The organism is Paenibacillus sp. B2(2019) (genome assembly GCF_008370385.1).
Classification (GTDB): Bacteria; Bacillota; Bacilli; order Paenibacillales; family Paenibacillaceae; genus Paenibacillus_AQ.
In genome coordinates, this window is record NZ_VTZR01000024.1 from 460,044 (window position 1) to 481,609 (window position 21,566).

Annotated in this window: 20 protein-coding genes; 15 read left to right on the forward strand and 5 right to left on the reverse strand. The window is 44.5% G+C overall.

The window, feature by feature from the left end; all coding sequences use genetic code 11:
* Positions 1-35: 35 nt before the first annotated feature.
* The 10 genes from PAENI_RS23395 (at position 36) to PAENI_RS23440 (ending at position 9,387) form a co-directional block, all read left to right on the forward strand.
* On the forward strand, positions 36-578 hold the full coding sequence (locus PAENI_RS23395; RefSeq protein ID WP_042190109.1) for a hypothetical protein: 543 nt from the start codon (positions 36-38) through the stop codon (positions 576-578).
* Complete coding sequence (locus PAENI_RS23400; RefSeq protein WP_076284584.1) at positions 571-2,073, forward strand: AAA family ATPase; 1,503 nt, start codon at positions 571-573, stop codon at positions 2,071-2,073. Before PAENI_RS23395 ends, PAENI_RS23400 begins: the two co-directional genes overlap by 8 nt.
* Positions 2,074-2,206: 133 nt before the next feature.
* Complete coding sequence (locus tag PAENI_RS23405; RefSeq protein ID WP_042129488.1) at positions 2,207-3,079, forward strand: 3-hydroxyacyl-CoA dehydrogenase family protein; 873 nt, start codon at positions 2,207-2,209, stop codon at positions 3,077-3,079.
* Positions 3,076-4,284, forward strand: coding sequence for an acetate/propionate family kinase (locus PAENI_RS23410; protein WP_042190106.1), 1,209 nt, complete (start codon positions 3,076-3,078; stop codon positions 4,282-4,284). Before PAENI_RS23405 ends, PAENI_RS23410 begins: the two co-directional genes overlap by 4 nt.
* Positions 4,285-4,305: 21 nt before the next feature.
* On the forward strand, positions 4,306-5,604 hold the full coding sequence (gene asnS / locus PAENI_RS23415; protein ID WP_036676308.1) for an asparagine--tRNA ligase: 1,299 nt from the start codon (positions 4,306-4,308) through the stop codon (positions 5,602-5,604).
* A 26-nt stretch (positions 5,605-5,630) separates the two neighbouring features.
* Complete coding sequence (locus PAENI_RS23420; RefSeq protein WP_060622747.1) at positions 5,631-6,383, forward strand: DnaD domain-containing protein; 753 nt, start codon at positions 5,631-5,633, stop codon at positions 6,381-6,383.
* 42 nt (positions 6,384-6,425) lie between these two features.
* Entirely contained in the window at positions 6,426-7,061 is a 636-nt protein-coding gene (locus tag PAENI_RS23425) for an RNA polymerase sigma factor (protein ID WP_262495697.1), read from the forward strand.
* Positions 7,058-7,543 carry a hypothetical protein gene (locus PAENI_RS23430; RefSeq protein ID WP_149646835.1) on the forward strand — a complete coding sequence of 162 codons (486 nt, stop codon included), beginning with the start codon at positions 7,058-7,060 and terminating at the stop codon, positions 7,541-7,543. The genes PAENI_RS23425 and PAENI_RS23430 overlap by 4 nt, the downstream gene beginning before the upstream one ends.
* 18 nt (positions 7,544-7,561) lie before the next feature.
* Positions 7,562-8,665, forward strand: coding sequence for a hypothetical protein (locus PAENI_RS23435; RefSeq protein ID WP_149646836.1), 1,104 nt, complete (start codon positions 7,562-7,564; stop codon positions 8,663-8,665).
* Entirely contained in the window at positions 8,662-9,387 is a 726-nt protein-coding gene (locus tag PAENI_RS23440) for a hypothetical protein (protein WP_149646837.1), read from the forward strand. Before PAENI_RS23435 ends, PAENI_RS23440 begins: the two co-directional genes overlap by 4 nt.
* Before the next feature lie 67 nt (positions 9,388-9,454).
* Here the strand turns inward: PAENI_RS23440 and proC are convergent, their stop codons facing one another.
* Genes proC through proB form a run of 3 tightly spaced genes read right to left on the reverse strand, consistent with a single transcriptional unit; the run spans position 9,455 to position 12,761 of the window.
* Positions 9,455-10,324 (reverse strand): pyrroline-5-carboxylate reductase, encoded by an 870-nt coding sequence (proC, locus tag PAENI_RS23445; protein ID WP_042190097.1) that lies wholly within the window; start codon positions 10,322-10,324, stop codon positions 9,455-9,457.
* Positions 10,325-10,374: 50 nt separating this feature from the next.
* Positions 10,375-11,622, reverse strand: a complete 1,248-nt coding sequence (locus tag PAENI_RS23450; RefSeq protein WP_149646838.1) for a glutamate-5-semialdehyde dehydrogenase — start codon at positions 11,620-11,622, stop codon at positions 10,375-10,377.
* Between the two features lie 35 nt (positions 11,623-11,657).
* A complete protein-coding gene (proB, locus tag PAENI_RS23455) occupies positions 11,658-12,761 on the reverse strand; it encodes a glutamate 5-kinase (RefSeq protein ID WP_149646839.1) in 1,104 nt (367 codons plus the stop codon).
* Between the two features lie 433 nt (positions 12,762-13,194).
* Between proB and PAENI_RS23460 the strand changes: the two genes are divergently transcribed.
* Positions 13,195-13,401, forward strand: a complete 207-nt coding sequence (locus PAENI_RS23460; protein ID WP_149646840.1) for a hypothetical protein — start codon at positions 13,195-13,197, stop codon at positions 13,399-13,401.
* Here the strand turns inward: PAENI_RS23460 and PAENI_RS23465 are convergent.
* The gene (locus PAENI_RS23465) at positions 13,373-14,284 is read right to left on the reverse strand and encodes a LysR family transcriptional regulator (protein ID WP_076284590.1); all 912 of its coding nucleotides are present in this window, start codon (positions 14,282-14,284) and stop codon (positions 13,373-13,375) included. The two genes, PAENI_RS23460 and PAENI_RS23465, sit on opposite strands and share 29 nt — an antisense overlap.
* 189 nt (positions 14,285-14,473) lie before the next feature.
* Entirely contained in the window at positions 14,474-15,823 is a 1,350-nt protein-coding gene (locus PAENI_RS23470; RefSeq protein WP_149646841.1) for an FAD-binding oxidoreductase, read from the reverse strand.
* Between the two features lie 257 nt (positions 15,824-16,080).
* Here PAENI_RS23470 and leuC point away from each other — a divergent pair, with 257 nt between their 5' ends.
* From leuC to PAENI_RS23490, 4 genes are all read left to right on the forward strand, one after another.
* A complete protein-coding gene (leuC, locus tag PAENI_RS23475; protein ID WP_149646842.1) occupies positions 16,081-17,505 on the forward strand; it encodes a 3-isopropylmalate dehydratase large subunit in 1,425 nt (474 codons plus the stop codon).
* A gap of 29 nt (positions 17,506-17,534) precedes the next feature.
* Positions 17,535-18,137 (forward strand): 3-isopropylmalate dehydratase small subunit, encoded by a 603-nt coding sequence (leuD, locus tag PAENI_RS23480; protein WP_042190082.1) that lies wholly within the window; start codon positions 17,535-17,537, stop codon positions 18,135-18,137.
* 186 nt (positions 18,138-18,323) lie between these two features.
* Positions 18,324-19,892 (forward strand): N-acetylmuramoyl-L-alanine amidase family protein, encoded by a 1,569-nt coding sequence (locus PAENI_RS23485; protein WP_149646843.1) that lies wholly within the window; start codon positions 18,324-18,326, stop codon positions 19,890-19,892.
* Between the two features lie 147 nt (positions 19,893-20,039).
* On the forward strand, positions 20,040-21,479 hold the full coding sequence (locus tag PAENI_RS23490) for an N-acetylmuramoyl-L-alanine amidase family protein (protein WP_149646844.1): 1,440 nt from the start codon (positions 20,040-20,042) through the stop codon (positions 21,477-21,479).
* Positions 21,480-21,566 lie beyond the last annotated feature (87 nt).

Below are 21,566 nucleotides of genomic sequence, written 5' to 3' on the forward strand. Positions count from 1 at the left end.
TTTACATTTTTTCATCTTTGAGAGGAGGACGTTTCTTGAAATTACGTCTTGTACCTGTACTGATAACGTCTCTACTGTCGGCTATGCTATTATTCGGAGGATTCTTTTTATATCGTCAGTTTGCTTTACAGGAACCGCTCCAAAAGATTGTAACTGGATTTGAGGGAGTAAATACTTCACATATTAGTATTAACCGCGATGAGGTCACTTTGAAACTTGATTTGCAGCCGGGCACGAATTTACGTGATCTAGTATCGTATGTATCCAAAGAAGGAAAATCAGTGATTGAAGGACGTAAACTTAAACTCGATGTGGAGCAAAATTCAAGTGAACTATTGGATGATTACTGGGATAAAGCGATGTTCTCTGTAGCTGAAGCCATGGAGAGCCGTAAATATACGATTATACCTACAGAACTTGATAGATTGAAACAGCAAAATACGGAATTTAAAGATGTGATAGCATCTACTGATATCGACGACAACAATGTGTACGTAAGCTTGAGTAATGGAAAAGAAAGCAAGTTTATTATTTTGCCGCGAAAACCTGCGACCTTGGGGGTATGGAATAATGCCTAAGTACCTTAAAGAAATTTTACTCGGATTTATTCCTGTGCTGTTTATTTTCATGGCTTTTTTAGGTATTAATATATTCCCGATTGTTATAGCAGCTGGAATGCTTACTGCATTACTTATAATTGCTCATTTGCGTGGCGGGCTTACGGTGAACGCTGGTGCGGGGAAGAAACGCCAGAAGGAAGGGCCTTCAAAGCTCACTTTTGAAGAAATTGGTGGGCAAGACAATGCGAAGCAAGAGCTTCGTGAGGCACTTGATTTTTTGATCCGGCATGAGGAGATCAGTAAATTTGGGATTCGTCCTTTGAAAGGGATTCTACTCACTGGCCCTCCAGGAACAGGTAAGACCCTTATGGCCAGAGCAGCTGCGCATTATACAAACTCTGTATTCGTGGCTGCATCAGGCAGTGAATTTGTAGAAATGTATGTAGGTGTCGGGGCCGGCCGGATCCGCGATTTGTTCAAGGATGCTCGTAACCGTGCTGTTAAGGAAAATAAACAGAGTGCCATTATTTTTATTGATGAAATTGACGTAATTGGCGGTAAACGTGAAGGCGGCCAGCAGCGTGAATATGATCAGACCTTGAATCAGCTGTTGACTGAGATGGATGGTATTTATAATAACGAAACACCGCGTATTCTACTGGTAGCTGCAACAAACCGGAAAGAAATGCTTGATTCGGCGTTGCTACGTCCTGGACGCTTCGACCGTCATATTCAAGTGGACATGCCTGACAAAAAGGGCCGCAAATCGATTCTCGAATTGCATGCGAAGAATAAGCCTCTTCATACAGAGGTGAGTCTCGACAAAATTGCTGAAGAAGCCTATGGCTTTTCCGGTGCTCAGCTTGAAAGTGTCATGAATGAGGCAGCGATTTATATGATGCGTGAGGACTTGACGAAAGTTGAGCAGCGGCATCTGTCGATGGCGATTGACAAGGTAATGATGGGTGAAAAAACGGATAGAGAAACAAATCACGAAGAGAAAAAGAGAGTCGCTATTCATGAATTGGGACATGCCATCATGGCAGAGCTCCTTCGTCCCGGAAGCGTTAGTCAGGTTACGCTGACTCCGCGTGGGCAAGCCCTTGGTTATGTGCGACATAATCCTCAGCAGGAGCAGTATTTGTACACCAAAGATTATCTCGAAGATCAGATTATGATTGCACTTGGTGGAGCCGCTGCTGAAGAAATGTATTATGGTGGACGAAGCACAGGTTCACGCGGTGATTTCGATCAGGCGCTGAATATTGTGGAAACGATGATGAAGTCAGGTTTAACTTCGCTAGGTATCGCCAAGCTGGAAATGGTTACCACTGAAGAGCTTATGAAGGAAAATAGTAAGATATTGGATGAGTTGATGACGCGCACTCGTGAGCACCTTGAAAAGCAACGAAATGTATTTGATTACTCTCTTGACATTTTAATGAAGGAAGAAGTACTCTCTGGAGAGCAATTTCGATGTCAATTTCGTGACAGCGTCCTTTTACCAGCATAAATATTTATGCTGGTTATTTTTTTTTACTTTTCAGGCATGCTAAGATATCATTATATGTCGGGCTTTATAAATTTTTGCGACAGACAAGGTACAATACAAAAGTATAGATACCTGAAAGGATGGAGACTTTTTTATGAATTTCAAAAAAATAGGTGTCATCGGCGGTGGCACAATGGGACAAGGTATTGCTGAAATGTTAGCAGCCAAAGGCCTGGATGTATTACTAGTGGAGAAAACCGCGGAGAAACTGGACTACTCTTACGAAATGATCGAGACAAGTCTAGATAAGCAACTGGAGAAATGGGCGATCACTCAAGCTGAGAAGAAGCTGATTCTTAGCCGCATTCAAAAAGTGACACATTTCGCGGAGCTCAGCTCTTGTGACATGGTTATCGAAACCATTGTTGAGGATTTGGAAGAAAAGAAAAAGATTTTGAATCAATTGGATCAAGTATGCCCGAACCACATTATTCTTGCCAGCAATACATCAACACTTAGCTTGACTGAACTTGCAAGTTCTACGATGTATCCGGAACGCGTGATCGGAATGCATTTCATATATCCTGTAGCTAAAGTGGATCTTGTAGAAATCGTACGTGGTCTGAAAACTTCAGATGCTACTTTTGAAGATACAAAATCCTTTGTTGATGAGATTGTTGAGAAAAAAGGTGTAATGATTTATGAATCCCCAGGATTTGTAACATCACGCCTCATTTGCTTGTTTATCAATGAAGCTATGCATGTGCTGCAAGAAGGCGTTGCCTCCGCACAGGATATTGACGATGCTATGCGTATTGGTTATCAATTCCAATATGGGCCGCTTGAAATGGCTGACAGATTTGGCCTGGATTCGGTACTTGCGGCACTCGAAAATATGTTCCGTGAATACGGAGAACTGAAATACCGTCCTTCTACAATTCTTAAGAAGATGGTACGTGCAGGACAACTGGGTATGAAATCAGGAGAAGGCTTCTTCAAGTACGACAAGGATGGTGACCGTGTATGAATATTTTAGTTATTAACTCAGGTAGTTCTTCTTTGAAATATCAGCTGTATAACATGACCGATGAATCGGTTTTGGCTAAGGGTTTGGTTGAACGTATCGGGATGGATTCCTCCATTCTGAATCATAAACCTACTGGCAAAGCGGAAGTGACAGAAGTAAGCGAAATTCTGGAACATAATACTGCGATCCGCAAAGTCCTTGCTTGTCTTACAGACAAAGAGCATGGTGTAATTGAATCTATTAAAGAAATTGATGCTGTAGGTCACCGCGTAGTGCATGGTGGAGAGTTCTTCAAATCCTCCGCACTTGTGGATGCTGACGCAAAAACGAAAATTCGTCAATTGTTTGACCTTGCACCACTGCATAACCCAGCAGCAATGATGGGGATTACGGCTTCTGAAGTAAATATGCCAGGTGTACCGCAGGTTGTTGTATTCGATACTGCATTCCACCAAACCATGCCTGAAAAAGCTTATATGTACGCTATTCCTAGAGTATTGTACAATAAATATAAAGTTCGTCGTTATGGCGCACACGGTACATCACACGACTTCGTAAGCAAGGCTGCTGCGGAGTACTTGGAGCGTCCGCTGGAAGATCTGAAGATCATTACTTGTCATATCGGTAACGGCGGTAGTGTAACTGCAGTTCAAGGTGGAGTGTCCGTGGATACTTCCATGGGTATGACCCCTCTGGAAGGTTTGATGATGGGTACTCGCAGTGGCGATCTTGACCCAGCAATTGTCCCTTATGTGATGAACAAGGAAGAATTGTCCGTAGGCGAAGTTAACTCCATGTTGAATAAACATAGTGGTCTCTTAGCAATTTCGGGCGTAAGCAGTGACATGCGCGATATTATTGATGGTATGGAAAAAGGTGAGCCTAATTCCACACTAGCTTTTGAAATGTATGAGTACCGCTTGCGCAAGTATATCGGTTCATATACGGCTGCCATGAACGGTGTAGATGCGATCGTATTTACTGCCGGTGTTGGTGAAAATGCTTCATTGCTTCGTGAGAAACTGCTAAATAACCTTACATTCCTGGGTATTGAGTTGGATGCTGAAGCTAACAAAGTTCGTTCCGGCGATCCACGTCGTATCTCTACGGAAGATTCCAAGGTACAAGTGCTAGTAGTTCCGACAAACGAAGAACTTGTCATTGCACGTGATACACACCGTATTGTGCAAGGAATTAACGGCTAAATTAGAGGAGAGATTGAAGGCATGGCTAACAAGAGTGTAATTAAGAACGTGAATGAACATGTTGGAGAGAGTGTTGTTATCGGTTGTTGGGTAAACAACAAGCGCTCCAGTGGTAAAATTCAGTTCCTGCAGCTTCGCGATGGTACAGGTTATATTCAGGGAGTTGTAGTGAAATCAGAAGTGCCTGAAGAGGTATGGGATGCAGCTAAGAGCCTCACACAGGAAAGCTCTTTGTATGTGACCGGAATTATCCGTGAGGAACCTCGCAGTCAATCTGGTTTTGAAATGACTGTAACTGGAATTGAAGTCCTGCATCTTACAGAGAATTATCCAATTACTCCGAAAGAGCATGGCGTAGATTTCTTGATGGATCACCGTCACCTCTGGCTGCGTGCTTCGAAGCAGCGGGCTGTTCTGGTAATTCGTGCGGAAATTATTCGTGCAATCCAACAGTTCTTCAACGAGAGTGGATTTACAAAGGTGGATCCTCCGATTCTGACGCCAACGTCAGCAGAAGGAACTACTAACTTGTTCCACACGAAGTACTTCGATGAGGACGCCTATCTAACACAAAGCGGACAGTTGTATATGGAAGCTGCGGCAATGGCACTAGGCCGTGTATATTCCTTTGGACCAACTTTCCGTGCAGAGAAATCTAAGACTCGTCGCCACTTAATTGAGTTCTGGATGATCGAGCCAGAAATGGCCTTTACAGATCACGAAGAAAGCTTGAAGGTTCAGGAAGAATTTATTAGCTTCGTAGTGCAATCTGTATTGAAGAATTGCCGTGCGGAGTTGGAAGCGGTAGGTCGCGATATTTCCAAGCTGGAGAATATCAAAGCTCCATTCCCACGCATTACTTATGACGATGCGATCAAGTTCTTGAACGATAAAGGCTTTGAAGATATTGCTTGGGGTGATGATTTCGGTGCACCTCATGAAACAGCAATCGCAGAAGCATACGATAAACCTGTATTTATTACTCACTACCCTGCTTCTTTCAAAGCGTTCTATATGAAGCCAGATCCAAACCGTCCGGAAGTCGTACTGTGTGCGGATATGATCGCTCCAGAAGGCTACGGAGAGATTATTGGTGGTTCACAACGGATCGATGATCCTGCGCTGCTTGAAGAGCGTTACAAAGAGCATAATCTTTCGATGGACTCTTACAAATGGTACATGGATCTGCGTACTTACGGATCTGTACCTCACTCTGGTTTTGGACTTGGACTTGAGCGTACTGTAGCTTGGATCTGTGGCCTTGACCATGTACGTGAGACTATTCCATTCCCACGTACACTGTACCGTCTCTACCCATAAGTTCTTATATTTGAAGGGGGACGTTCATGGACGGCAAAGGATGGAGTACCTGGGGCGAAGGCGTCTCCTTCGGTCTGGAGAACGGAATGGCCGTCATACCTTACGCATTACTGAAGTATTACCGGAAGCTGAATTTAAGCGGAAGTGAAGCTATGCTGCTGATACATCTGCTTTCTTTCAGGCAGGTGGAAGGGATTGACTTCCCTTCTCTTGAGGAGCTTCAAGTTGTAACTGGCCGTAGCATATCTGTACTAGCAGGAGAGTTGCAGAAGCTTATGAAGGAAGGTTTTATTAGCATCGATGGAGACAACGATGAGCTAAGAGACATCCATTATGAACGCTACAATTTCTCAGGGTTATACGGAAAGCTTGGTGCTTATCTAGCGACAGTTGTACAAGAGCATGAGCAAGATAAGCACGTAGGTGGCTATGCAACGTCGGCACCGCGGGCTGCTTCAGGGGGTGGATTCGGCGGAAAGCCCCCCTCATCTCCTTCTCAACTTGGGGCTGAAGAGGAAAGCCGAAATCTGTTCAGTATTTTCGAAAAGGAATTCGGACGTCCGCTATCTCCAATGGAGTGTGAGACGATATCCAGTTGGGTGGATCAAGACCGGTATCCCGAGGAGCTGATTCTGTTAGCGCTGAAGGAATCTGTATTTGCAGGAAAGGTTCATTTCCGTTATATAGATCGAATATTGCTGGAATGGGCCCGCAACCGGGTCAAGAACGCTCAGGATGTTAAGAACTATACACAAAAATTCCGCAATGGCGGAAGATAGATTAGGAGAGAACCGCACTGCTTTAGCCCATCGCTAAAGTCAGTGCGGTTCTTTTTAATATTTTTATTAAAAAGTGCAGGGGTAGTTGTAATCGGGCGCGTCTATTGCTGTGGGAAGGAGGGGAGAGTCATTGAAGAAGAGATATTAATCCAGCGGATTTGTCAAGGTAACGAGGATGCGTTCCGTCAATTTGTAAATACATACAGTCAGCAAATTTACAAAATTACTTATTCTGTATTACGCGATGTCAAAATGGCTGAAGATGCTGCTCAGGAAGCTTTTTTACAAATGTACAAATCTCTCCCTGACTACCGTTATCAAGGCTTAAAGTCATGGATTACACGGATCGCCTTAAATAAGGCAATTGATGCGAAACGTAAACGTGATCGACTTAGGGAACTTCCTGTTGACTATGAGCTTGTACTGAGCCAGACCGCTTCCAACGAAGAGGATGTGTTGTCAGGTGTTATACGCCGTGATCGGATGGATCGGCTGCTCGGTGAAATCAATAGCCTGCCTGAAACTCATCGTGAAATTATGGTGGCTTATTATCTGGAACATAAAAAATATGATCAGATTGCTGCGGAGCAGGGAATTTCCCTGAAGACGGTAGAGTCCAGATTGTATAGGGCGAGACAATGGATCCGAAATCATTGGAAGGAGGACGAATGGCTATGATGAAGCGTGGAGACGATCTAATCCAACGGGAACAAGCAAAAGCTTATATTGAAGGTCACATGGACGAGGCGACCAGAGAAGATTGGGAACAGTTGCTGCTGGAAGATACGGAAAGTTTTACTTCATACATGAAAATGTTGGATGAGCTACAGGAGGATCTGCCTTCATTGGAGAATTCGTCTGTTTTTACAGAGAGAGTTATGGGAGATTGGGCTAACCTGACGGAATCTTCTGAGGCATTGGAACAAATGACCGTTGAAGAAGGGGGGCGGCGATATCGCTGGTATGAAAAGACAATCTTTCATTATGCGGTTGCCGCGTCACTTACGCTGTTGATAATGTCATCTGGTATGTTTGATAAGCTGCACACAGGTCAAATGGAGCTAATGATCCCTAAAAAAGATAATTCCCTATCATTTAGCGAGCAAGTCATACAGGCAACTAGCGGATGGTTGGATCAGCTAATGGGCAGCAGAAAGTGATGAGAGGAGAAATGAAATATGCAACAGCAGCGTAGTAAATTAAAAGCTTTTTTTCTTAATTTGATTCCTGGAGCAGGTCATTATTATATGGGAAAACGCCCACAGGGAATTGTTTATCTTCTGTTAAGCTTTGGCATCTTATTTATGTCATTCTTAATAGCTGTGGCTGAAGGTGCCGAGGATATTCTATTAATGGGTGTGATAGGGTTCCTACTTATTGGGACGGTTTCGATGGTGCATCTGGTGGTTAAAATGCTGCAGATGCCTGCTCCGATAATGACTCCAGATGGATCGAATTTTGATTTTTCTTCAATGCCCGTTAAGACAGACGATAATGAGCGTGTACATGTAATTTTATTATCGTTCATTCCAGGATTGGGTCATTTTCATATGGGGTTGATGCAGCGAGGATTGTCTTTCCTCATTTCTTTCTTCGGTTTTATGACCGTGATGTTATTCCTGGCAGGGATTACGTCAAGTGATGTTTTCCTTCTCCTGTTTGGCGTATTACCAGTGATTTGGTTATATTGTATGTTTGATGCAGTTCAGTTAATCCATCGTAAGCAAGCTGGAGAAGAAATGGTAGATCGTACTTTATTCGAAGAGATGGAGGCTGGTCGTGAGGAGGGGCGCCGTAGCAAAGTTTTGGCTACATTGCTTTCTGCTTTTCCGGGTGCCGGACAAATGTATCTAGGGCTGCAAAAAAGAGGATTACAGCTCATGCTGCTATTTCTAGGGAGTATTTATGTCATGGACCTACTGCGTTTAACGCTGCTATTCTTCCTCATTCCAGTCATTTGGTTTTACAGTTTGTTCGATGGCTTACAGCTTGTCAGCCGACATGGACGTGAACCTTTACAGGATAAGCCAGTCATAGAAGGATTTTTAAATCATCAAGGATGGCTTGGAGCTGCTCTGATGTGTCTAGGACTGTATTACATTGTAGTTAATGTCGCAGTTCCTGCGCTTGATATCAGATTTCCTGGATGGCGTTTAGAGTATATAGTCAATGAATATTTCAGGACCTTTATCGTATCTGTGCTGTTGATTGGCGGTGGTTTGAAGCTGATGGCGGGAAGCAAGAACTATAAAGGGAGAAAAGGGACAGGTGGTCATTCTTGAATAATCCGACAGAATTACAGCAAGGAGTTATTGTTTCAAGTGAGCGTCCGGTTGCTGAAGATAAATCAAGACGCTGGCGTGTTGGAACGTTGTCGATGGGATTGAGCCTTTTATTTCTGGGAGCACTAATCATGGTCTCGCAGTGGAGGGGCGCCGAAGTGTTTGAGGCGACGCTTGCTTGGTGGCCGATCATTTTTATATTATTAGGCTTAGAAATTGTGATATACACTTTATGGTTTCGTGGAAAAGGAAAAATGTATTATGATGTGCTAAGCGTTCTGTTCGTAGGGTTTATAGCTGTATGTTGTTTGGTTTTTGCGGGATTTAGTTCTTTAGGATTAACACAGGAATTTCGCCGTACCGTTTCAGCTGTGCAAGAAAGTTACGCATTGCCAGATTGGAAGGGAGCCGTTCCAGAGGGCGTTAGTACCATCATTATCCAAGCTGCAGAGCCTTATGGGATTAAAGTAGATCAAACGGGTGGAAACGAGCTGAATGTATTCGGGAGTTATTCTTCAAATAAAGGAAAGCTACAAGAAGCACAAGAGCAACAGCTGCTTCAAACTAAGCATGTTGGGAATACGCTATACATCATTTTAGGGGAAACTCCTAGAGATCTGCTATTCGATAATTCTCGGAACACGCTGGACGTGACTGTTGGGGCTCCGGCTAATGTTAAAGTGATTGTTCGAGATACTTATGGAAATGTTGTAACGGGCTAATCATGGCCTTAAATTGAAAAAAAGATCGCTTCCTGACCAATGTGGTATGGGAAGCGATCTTTTTATTTTACGAATGCAGCTCTTTCTCAAGCGCAGCGCCCATTTCACGGGAACGTTCGGCACAGCGATTTACTGCCGCGATGACAGTTTCAAAAAATTCTCCTTGCTCGAGTACTTCTATCGCTGCTTGTGTAGAGCCATTCGGGGATGTGACCTTCTTACGAAGTGCAGCTGGATCCTCGCCCGTCTGTTGTACCATTCTAGCAGCGCCAAGAACCGTTTGAACGGTTAACTCCGTGCTTTGATCAAGCGGCAGTCCGCCCCGTATACCGGCAGCGATCATTGCCTCCATCATGTAATAAATGTAGGCAGGTCCACTGCCGGAAATACCCGTTAAGGTCTCCATGCGTTCTTCATCAATGACTGTTGTTAGTCCGACAGCTTCAAAGATGTTGAGTGCAAGGCGTCGTCCTTTCTCATCTACTTCTTTGGAAAAGGCTATGCCAGTGGCACCAAGACCTATGGAACTAGAAGTATTCGGCATAGTACGGACGATGGGTTGCTCTTTGCCAAGCAGACCTTGCATCGTTCGAATGGACAGCCCAGCAATTACAGAGACTATGATCTGATCAGGTGAGAGAAGTGGGCTGAGTCCCCGAAGTGCTTCTGCAGCGTCTTTTGGTTTCATAGCCAACACGATTACTGGTGAGTTCCGTAGGTAATCTGTTTTTTGTTCAGGATCATTTGTACCGATTACACCGTAACGACTTCTTAGTTCTGCCAGACGTTCACTACTGCTACGGTTAAGCATAATAACATTATCGGATTTCACGATACTACGGCTAATCATCCCGCGAACGATGGCTTCTGCCATAGAGCCTGCGCCATAAAATACAATATTATGATTCATAAGTGGAATGGAAGGTTGCTGACACATGGCTCAAAATCCTCCTAAAATTGGTGTAATTAAAAACGGATGCATGGACACTAACCCCGAATTTGACCTGTTCCGTAAATCTTATATTTGGTTGAAGTAAGAGCAGGCAGACCCATCGGTCCACGGGCATGGAGTTTCTGTGTACTAATGCCGATCTCTGCACCAAATCCAAATTCAAAGCCGTCTGTGAAGCGGGTTGAAGCATTGTGGTAAACAGCTGCAGCATCAACCTCCTGTAAGAAGCGTGAAGCGTTATCCGGATCTTCAGTTACGATACATTCCGAGTGCTTCGTGCCATACTGGGCGATATGCTGCATAGCTTCGTCTAAATCGCTGACGATTTTGATATTCAAGATATAATCATTATATTCAGTAGCATAGTCCTCTAATGTTGCAGGTAATGCCCATGGGACAAAGGATAATGTTTCCTGGCAGCCACGTAATTCAACGTTAACATCACGGAAAGCTTTGGCCAAAGAAAGCAGATACTCGTTTGCGTAATCCTTATGAACGAGTAGCGTCTCCATGGAATTGCAAACTGAAGGGCGCTGTGCTTTGGCATTCAGACTAATGTTCTGAGCCATTTCTGGCAAAGCGCTTGCGTCGAGATAAGTATGGCAGATGCCTGCACCCGTTTCAATGACGGGCACGGTTGCGTTAAGCACAACATTTTGAATAAGTGAACTTCCTCCGCGAGGGATAATCACGTCAAGTAGTCCGTTGAGCTTAAGCATTTCATCAACCGAGGAACGGTTGGGATCTTCGATCAACTGTAGCGCATTTTTCGGCATTGAAGTATTTGCTAGAGCGTTGTGAAGAACCTCGACAATTTGTCGGTTGGAGGACAGGGCGGAGGAGCCACCACGCAACACAACAGCGTTACCAGTCTTTAGACACAGACCAGCGGCATCAACAGTTACGTTTGGACGTGCTTCATAGATGATGCCGATGACACCGAGTGGAACACGGAGTTTCTGGATGTTGAGACCATTTGTACGTTCAATAGTTTCTAGCGTGTCACCAATTGGATCGGGTAATACAGCGATTTGTTGAAGTCCTTCTGCGATACTGTTAATTCGGCCTACATCTAACGCTAGTCGATCAAGCATGGACTCAGGAGTACCACTTAAGCGTCCGCGTTCCAGATCTTCCCGGTTGGCAGCAATGATAGCTGGAGCTTCACGGCGCAGCGCATCAGCCATAACTAAGAGTGCTTCATTTTTTTGGCCGGTAGTTAGACTCGCTAATACTCCGGTGGTTTCCTTGGCTAATTTTGCTTTATTGACAACTTCACTCATGACGATTCCTCCTTAAATTTGTATGGGCAAAATTTTTACCTCAATGTAATCCATTCGTCACGGTGAATGACCTCCAGCCGGTGTACTTCTCCCAGCTTCGGTACAATCTGACGGCTGGGTAAACCTTGAATACTGCGCAGCTGAGTGTCATCGTAATTCACAATCCCGCGTCCCAGCAATTTGGAGTCTGGTCCAAGGACTTCTACAACATCCCCAGCGTGAAAGTTACCTTCGATCTGCTTGACGCCGACAGGCAGCAGACTATGACCGCCATGAAGCAGCGCTTCAACGGCGCCTTCGTCAACGTACAGGGAGCCGAGTGGGGTGGACATAAAGCCAAGCCATTGCTTTTTAACAGGTAAAGAAGATAACTTGGTTGCAAAATAAGTACCTCGGCCCGAGCCTGTCGCTGCGAGTTGTAAATCCCCTGGTTCGGTAGCTCTCCCAACAAAGACGGGCACACCGCCTCGTGTAGCGATCTTGGCAGCATCGATTTTTGAACGCATGCCACCTGTCCCCACACTAGAGCCAGCTCCACCAGCAATAGCATAAATCTCCGGCGTAATATCATCAACGAACTGATAGCGAATAGCGTCGGGATGTTTCCGAGGATCTCCACTATATAAGCCATCCATGTCAGTTAAGACGAGCAATCTGGTGGCTTTCAGCAGGTTAGCTACCAGCGCGGACAAAGTATCGTTATCACCGAATTTTAACTCATCAACGGAGACGGTGTCATTCTCGTTAAATACGGGTACCGCTCCTAGGCGAAGCAGCTCTTCTACCGTCATCATAGCGTTGTTCATAGCTCTGCGACTGCAAAAGTCGGTACGGGTTAGTAGGATCTGTGCTGTGGTTATTCCATGCTCGGCAAAAGCTTCCTGATATGCCTGCATGAGCAGTACTTGGCCTACAGCTGCAGCTGCTTGCTTCTCATGTAGCAGCTTCGGACGTGTAGGATAACCGATACTGCGAAAGCCTGCGGCTACAGCACCGGAGGTTACTAATAACACCTCGCAGCCGTTTCTCTTCAATTCGGCAATCTCTGAAGAGAAGAAGGACACGGCTTCGCGATTCAATCCGCCTTCTGTTCCAGTCAGTGAGCTGCTGCCTATTTTGACTACGATTCGTGTCGTCATATCTGTTCACTTCCTCAGTATTTTTATAGATGCTGAAAACGACAAAAAGCCCCCATCCTTAGACTTAGCAAAGGACGAAAGCTTGTAAACTTCCGCGGTACCACCTTCATTGATGAGGGATCATCCGACTTCATTCTCGTAACGGGAGGATCCGTCCTGCTTAGCACAGGCCGCTCGGGGGTAGGATTCGGAACGAAAACCGCGGTAAATTCTTTCAGCCTGTCGGAATTTACTCTCTAGGCGCGGTTAGACTCATTCTTACTGGTCCCGTCTGCACGTTTCACTTATTTTCAATAGAATACCATGGAGATGGTTGCTTTGCAAAGGAAAAACGAAGGAACTATTTCTCGCATTAGAAAGCTTTGATTATTCTGTTTAACCTCTAAGTACGGGGGTGGAATACTTATAATCTGTTACCAAGAGGTGGACTAAATTGACTAAAGACAACAATCCTGAGCAGGCGCAGAATCAAGATCTAAACGAAAAAGCAGAGTTCCAGAATAGTGTAACTCGTGAATTTGTGGAAAATCATACAGGGACACCTAACGATAATGGGCCAGTTAATGAAAGTGCGGCTCGGTGTCAGATGATCAGAGCAGCCCTCCAAGGGTCTATTCTTCGGTTAATTCAGATACCGTAGATTTAAATGTTTCTACAAAAGCCTTAGCGGCTTTAGATAAATAACGTCCGCGTCGATAGGCTACGACAAGTGTTCGGCTAGGGGCAGGATCAGTGAGCGGTAAGTAGACAGGGACGAATTCACTCCGCGGTGCACGGGCAATAAAATGAGGCACAAGAGTTACACCCATTCCAGTGGCGACCAGTGACTGAACTGTTTCCATGTTATTGCTCTCAAAAACAATTTTTGGTTCGAAGCCAGCGTTTCGGCACAGATCCATAGTCATTTTACGGAAGCCTTGGCCTTCTTTAAGTACGATAAATGGCTCGTCCTTTAGTTCTTCCAAAGAGGTCTTAGTTCCATCTAAGCTACGTTTAGCTAGCGGGTGTTCGGGTGGGACTGCAAGATCGATCCTTTCCTCACCCAGTTCTTCGTAAGCAAGAGCCGGAATTTCGAGCGGCAATGAGAGCAGGCTTAAATCAGTCTGACCACTCGCAGTGAGCTTCTCTAGGTTCATGGAGGAGTCTTCGAGCAGAGTGATTTCTACTTCCGGGTAATTTTGTTTAAAAACCGGAAGTACATGCGGTAGTAAATGTGCACCAGTGATCGGCATACTGCCTACAACGACGCGCCCGGTACGTAGTTCAGAAATATCAGACATTTCTTGTCGCAGCAGTTCTACGCCATCAATGATGATTTGGGCTTGCTCTACGAATTTAGATCCAGCATAGGTCAGTTCAACAGAGCTGGTATTTCGCTGGAACAGCATTACACCGAGCTCTTTTTCCAGCTTGGAAAGCTGCTGACTGAGTGATGGTTGGGCAATGTGCAGCTTGTCCGCTGCACGGGAGAAGTTTTTTTCGGCTGCGATTTGCAGTACATATTGTAGTTGTCTCAGTTCCATGTATAAACTCCTTTGGGAGATTGTTTTTACTTATAAGTATAAACTATGAAACTGAAGTTTTATATAGGTTCACATGTAAGTTCGTGTACGAACGCACTGACCGGCAAATAGGAAGGGGTGGATTACCAGTATTCGCTGGAGTCCTTTATGTTTGCCGGTCTAATTTCGATGCTACGCTATTACGTCTTACTATACTTTGCGGGCTGGAGAGATGCTTTGAGGGTTGTTAAATATATTTCCCGGGTCATATTTAGCTTTGACTCTCCGTAATCTAGGATAGTTCGCTCCATAATATACTGGTCCGGAATTTTTAATTCCCTGGTCTGGAACGTTGATGTAGCTCCCCACGATAAATGGCTGCAGCTTCCGGCGTGTATTTCGTACTACGAATATATTTCTGGCAGCTTCCGATTTCTTGATCCATGAGCTATTCCACTCAACATAGAATTTCGCTTTACGCCAGTAAAAGGCTGTAGATTTGGGTGACTTACGGCTCACAGCTCCACCCCAGTTGAGGAAAAAGAAACCTGCGAATTCTCCCTCCACTTTCTCTAAGAATTCACGCATGGACTTAATTGCCTTGTCCGGGAAAGGTTTTCTTACGAAACCGCTGGAGAACTGGTTGCTGACTCTTTGAGTTAGCACTGGATCAGGCGCTAACATAAAACTCACTACTTTTGTATAGGGCAAAGAGCGGATGATTTGATTCGTAGGCGTTCCAACGCTCGTAACGGGCTTTAAGAGGCGGGAAGCCTCTGCCTTTGATCCGAGGAACAGCCCCGTCATAGTGACATTACCGCCTTTTTTCGGACCAATGGATAATTCACTGCCCAGTTTGGTATTAACGCAAGGAGCCCAGAGTTGCCAAGCTTTGAATACCTTCTCGAACTGATCCCAAGGCCAGGTGATTCGAAAAACGGTAGCCGAAGCTGGAGCAGGACGTACTTTGAATTTGTAACTGGTGTAAACTCCGAAATTCCCCCCGCCACCTCCGCGGGAAGCCCAGAGGAGATCAGAGTTACTATTCTTATTGGCACGAATAATTTTCCCTTTGGCATCAACCATTTCGAGTTCGATTAGATTATCACTAACAAGGCCCACAGTTCGCTGGAGCGGCCCGATACCCCCGCCTAGGGTGATGCCTCCGATTCCAACCGTAGGGCTATCGCCGAATGGAGCCATATATCCTTGCCCAGCTAGCGTGTGTGCAATTCTCCCCACTGTATTTCCGGTACCCACAACAACAGTTCCTGATTTTTTATTTAGTTTGATTTTCTTCATTTCACTTACATCGATGACAATACCTCCGGTGACCTGTGAAAGATTAACCTCCAGAGAATGTCTACCGCTTCTTGCACGGATGGGGACTTTATTCTCGTTAGCCCATTTTATGGCGTTTGCAACATCTTGTGTTTTTTGTGCGAAAACAAACACTTTCGGGAATTTGTCAGTATGCGGATCCCAATTCATACGTGCCGTTTCATACCCTTGATCACCTTTGAAAATAACTCGCCCGGTAAGTCTCGTTCCTGACTTCAATTGTTCCAACTCCTTCTGCGCTAACAAATGCACTGCATTTCAACAACCAGGACCCGATATAGTATGAAGGGCATTCGTCTAAGGAGTGGGCTAACTAGGGTCTCAGCAAAAAAATCATCTTCAATTTATAGGTTAAACCTATCACTTCTATAGATATCATATCTTGGAATTATAAAGATGGTGATGTTATATTTAGATCATTCAAGAGAGACTCCACGCTCTCTTCCAATGAACGATTCTATTAATGAGGTGAAATTATGAGCAACAAGACAATGTTTGAAAAGATTTGGGATAATCATGTTATTCATCAAGAGGAAGGTAAACCTAGCATTATTTATATCGATCTGCATTTGGTTCATGAAGTAACTTCTCCACAAGCTTTCGAAGGACTTCGCCTCAGTAACCGCAAGGTTCGCCGTCCTGAGCTGACTTTCGCTACAATGGATCACAACGTTCCTACCAAGGATCGTTTTAATATTAAAGATCCAATTTCCAAGCAGCAAATTGATACACTTTCTAAAAACTGTACTGATTTTGGTGTTAGATTGTTCGACCTGAATGATATCGATCAAGGCGTTGTACACGTAATGGGACCTGAGATCGGCTTGACGCACCCTGGTAAAACTATCGTTTGCGGTGACAGCCATACCTCCACACATGGAGCATTTGGTGCGCTGGCTTTTGGTATCGGTACTAGTGAAGTTGAACATGTAATGGCTACCCAATGTTTGCAGCAATCCAAAGCTAAGACTATGGAAGTTCGTTTCACAGGTAAACGCAATCCTGGCGTAACAGCAAAGGATATGATCCTTGGTGTTATTGCTAAGTATGGTACTGATTTTGCAACAGGTTATGTAATTGAATACACAGGTGAAGCTATTCGTGAGCTGTCGATGGAAGAACGTATGACCGTCTGCAACATGTCGATCGAAGGCGGAGCAAGAGCAGGCTTGATCGCTCCTGACGAAACTACTTTTAACTATCTGCGTGGACGTCAATATGTGCCGCAAGGCGAAGCATATGACGCTGCTGTTGAAGGATGGAAGAGTCTTGTTAGTGACGAAGGTGCTCAATATGATACGGTAGTTGAATTCGATGTGGAGACATTGATTCCACAAGTGACTTGGGGTACTAGCCCGGGCATGGGTACAGATATCAACTCTAGCGTGCCAAATCCGGCTGACTTTACCACTGAAAATGAACGCAAAGCTGCTGAAAAAGCGCTTGAATATATGGATTTGACTCCTGGAACTCCTATTTCTGAAATTCCAATTGATTATGTATTTATCGGTTCTTGTACTAACGGACGGATCGAAGATTTGAGAGCGGCAGCTGTGGTAGCAAAAGGCCATAAAGTCTCTGACAAGGTTACTGCCATTGTTGTTCCTGGATCTGGTCGTGTTAAAATGCAGGCTGAGAAGGAAGGGCTTGATAAAGTCTTTACTGACGCGGGCTTTGAATGGCGCGAAGCGGGATGCAGCATGTGCCTTGCGATGAACCCTGATGTACTGCAACCTGGGCAACGCTGTGCATCTACCTCGAACCGTAACTTTGAAGGACGTCAAGGTCGCGGTGGACGCACGCATCTGGTATCCCCAGCTATGGCTGCTGCAGCTGCGATAAAAGGCCGTTTCACTGATGTACGTGATTGGAACTATAAGACGGAAGCTGTCAGCTCATAGAACTAGAGAGAACACGGGAGGATAAAACTATGGATGCTTTTAAAAAATTAACAGGAATTGTTGCACCAGTAGATCGGGTGAATGTAGATACGGATGCTATTATCCCAAAGCAGTTCCTGAAACGGATTGAACGGACAGGATTTGGACAATTTTTGTTCTACGAATGGCGTTTTGATGAAGCTGGTAACGATAACGCTGCCTTTGAAATGAATAAGCCACGCTATAAAGGTGCTTCTGTCTTGATCTCACGTGCTAACTTTGGCTGTGGTTCCTCACGGGAACATGCACCTTGGGCGATTATGGATTATGGGTTCAGAGTTGTCATTGCACCTTCTTATGCAGATATCTTCTACAACAACTGCTTTAAGAATGGCATTTTGCCGATCAAGCTTTCGGAAGAGCAAGTGGATGAGTTGTTTAATCGGACAGCCGAGCATGATGGCTACCAATTGACCGTGGATCTTGAGAGCAATACACTTCACGATGAATTTGGACTGAGCATCAGCTTTGATCTGGATGAGCACCGTCGTCAGTTCTTGCTGCAAGGTCTGGATGATATCGGATTAACCCTTCAGCATGCAGATGAAATTGCTGCGTATGAAGAGCGTCATGCGGCTAAGTTATTCTCTTAATAATAGGATATAACTGGTTTCGTTCTTAACTTTTACAAAAATTACGCAAAACTTCTATTTCCGGGTGTCGGAAATAGAAGTTTTTTTGCTATAATCGAAATATTGATTGGTGATAAAGGAAACATTTGGTGATTTCTGTCGTCTTAGTACTTATCTAGATCTATTACTTGCAGAAGGAGCGGGAAAATGAGAAGAGTTGGGTATCGAACGTTGCTACTATTATTGCTGCCATTATTATTACTATCATTCACTGGACGTGAAGCTGCCGCAGCTGGTAGCAGCTCAGGCAGAATTATTATGGACAATCAAGAGCTTGCTTTACCAAAAGGAATTAAACTTGAGAACGTCAATGGTAGCGTTATGATTCCCGTCAGAGTGGTAGTGGAGAATCTTGGATTTGAGGTATTGTGGGAGCAGCAGGCCCGCAAAGTAACGGTTCACCAAGATGGAAAAAGCATTGAGCTGGCTGTAGGAAAAAAAACTGCTGATGCGGATGGAGTAACGTTTGATTTAAACGCAGCACCCAAGCAAAGCGGTGGTACAGTTCTCGTTCCGATTCGCTTCGTAAGTGAGCAGTTCGGTCTAAAGGTTGGCTGGGATAATAGCGATAAAACGGTCTATTTGACGGGTGGACAAGCTTCGGTGGCTACACCTGAGGGAACCGTTACTAGTCCAACAGCAACAAGTACTCCTTCTCCAACTCAGATGACTACACCCGGCGTGGATAATGGCACAAGCGCTGGAAGTGTTTTGCCCTCACCGACACCACAATCATCCTCAGTACCAGGAAGCACTGGTGTGAATGCAGCAGGTCCGCTTGTAAATGGGGCAGCCTTCACTGAGAATCGATTAATCATCGCTGTTTCTGGGGCTCCTAAACCTAGCATCACAAAAATGAGCAGTCCAGATCGAATCGTCGTAGATTTTCCCGGTGCAGCTTTTGCTCCTGATTTCGTAGGAGGTCTACCGAGTATTACCACAAACGGAAGTCCGCAAGGGAAGCTGGATGTTACTGGTTACCCTCTAGTTTCTGAGATCCGGTATGCGTTGTTCAGTGTGAGTCCTTCTACTGTTAGGTTCGTGATTCAAACGGTCGGGAGCCAGCCTTATCAATTAAGTATGGATGAAAGTACTGGACTGGTGACACTGGATTTGAATGTTACAGGCAGTGAAGGGAACACCTCAGGTGGTAGTGGAATGACAGGAAAGCCAGTTGTAGTTCTCGACGCAGGTCATGGAGGGACACAATCAGGAGCAGTCAGTCTCACGGGTAAGCTGGAAAAAGACTTCAATCTGGCAGTTATCCGTAAAGTACAAACACTACTTATGCAGGAAGCTTTGGTTGACGTCGTATTTACTAGGACTGAAGACATTACGTTGGGTCTTCAGGATCGAGTAAATATCGCAGAAGCAGCAAAGGCTAATCTATTTATTTCAGTGCATGGGAATTCACTAGAGCTGGGTTATCCGAATAGAGACAAAATAAACGGCAGTGAAACGTACTATTCGCGTAGTGGGAGTCTACCGCTTGCTCAGGTCATGCACAAACATCTGATAGCAGGTACTGGATTCAAGGACAACGGAGTAAGAACGAAAAGTCTGCATGTTACAAGAGAAACCAGTATGCCGGCAGTACTTCTAGAAGTGGGGTATCTTACTAATTCAGGAAATGAATCAGGGATGTATAGTGAGCAGCTTCAAGACAAATTAGCGAGGGAAATTGTAGCCGGTATTAAGGAATATCTAGGACTTTAATGCTTAATGTTGGTGAGATTTCTCAATTTTTATGGAATATATTCGCAACCTTTATAGATTATTAGCGTCTAATAGAGGTCTGAGGTTGACGTAGACAGGCCATCACGATCGCCATTCACAGGCGAATACTAGATTTAGAGGTGAAGAATGAAGAAATTCAGTTTGATGTTGTTTTTGTTGCTCTTAGTATTTGTTTTGCCTGAGAACGGACATGCTGCTGCCGGGAATAGCAAGATTTTTCTGGACGGCAAGGAGCTGACCGCAGGGCAAACTGTCCCGGTTGAGAATGTGAATGATACAATCATGGTGCCGTTAAGGTTGATCTCTGAAAGCCTTGGATATAACGTGGGTTGGGATCAGAAGAGCAAGACGGTAACGATTGAACAGCAAGGAAAGGTCATCAAACTGGTTGTGAATCAAAAGATAGCCTCAGTTGATGACAAGACAGTAACACTTACCACACCACCTATCCTTCGTAGTAATACGACACTTGTACCGATTCGGTTCATTAGTGAACAGTTTGGATTAAATGTCTCGTGGGACAACGTGAAGAAGAGTGTGTATCTTATTACCCCAGGATCCTCAAATGATAACGGCAGTTCAGGTGGAAATACTGAAAATGGTGGATCTGAGGTTGTACCGCCGGTAGATCCTTCTAAGAATTTAACGATGGTAAATGGTGTGAGCTTTAGTGAAAATCGTTTGAGCATTGCCATGGAGGGTAATTCAGTACCGAAAGTGACAGTGATGACTGGGCCGGATCGGTTAGTTGTTGATTTACCTAATGCCACCTTCTCAGACCTATTTGGCACAGGACAGATCCTTGATCCTGACCTAAACGGTAGCTTGGAAGTGAAAGATTATCCCGATGTATCAGGAGTACGTTACTCCCTTTATAGCACGAATCCTTATACAGTACGTTTTGTAATCGATTTGAACTATGCTAAGAATTACAACGTTAGCGTAACTGGAGACGATTCTAAGCTTGTTGTAATCGATCTAAATGCGGAAAGCACTGATGATACTACTACACAACCAGGAAATAATGGCAGAAAGCTAGTAGTATTAGATGCAGGGCATGGGGCTAAAGATTCTGGAGCAGTGGGTGTTACAGGTAAATACGAGAAGAATTTTAATTTGGCCATCGTACTTAAGACAGCTGAATTGCTGAAAAAAGAAAGTAATATTGACGTCGTGTTAACACGAAGTAATGATACTTTCTTGGAGCTTAAAGAAAGAGCAGCTATGGCGAATAATTTAAAAGCTGATATCTTCATATCTGTACACGCCAATAGCTCAGGTTCCTCATCAGCTAGTGGAACAGAAACGTATTATCAACGGGAAGCCAGTAAAGCATTGGCGAACGTGATGCATAAATATCTTGTTCAAGCTACAGGGCTTAGCGATCGCGGTGTACGTTATGGGAATTTCCATGTTATCCGTGAAACGAAAATGCCTGCAGTATTACTTGAAGTGGGATACCTTAGCAACAAAAAAGATGAAGCATTGCTCTTTACAGATGCACTTCAAAACAAAGTTGCGGCTTCAATAGTGAGTGGGATTAAGGAATATTTGGGTATAAAATAACAGACCAGTGGCAGACGAGCGCCGCAAAGTCAGCTTTCTGCTTTTATTTTAAAAGGCAAGAAGTGGTTTTGTGGTACCTGTCTGCCC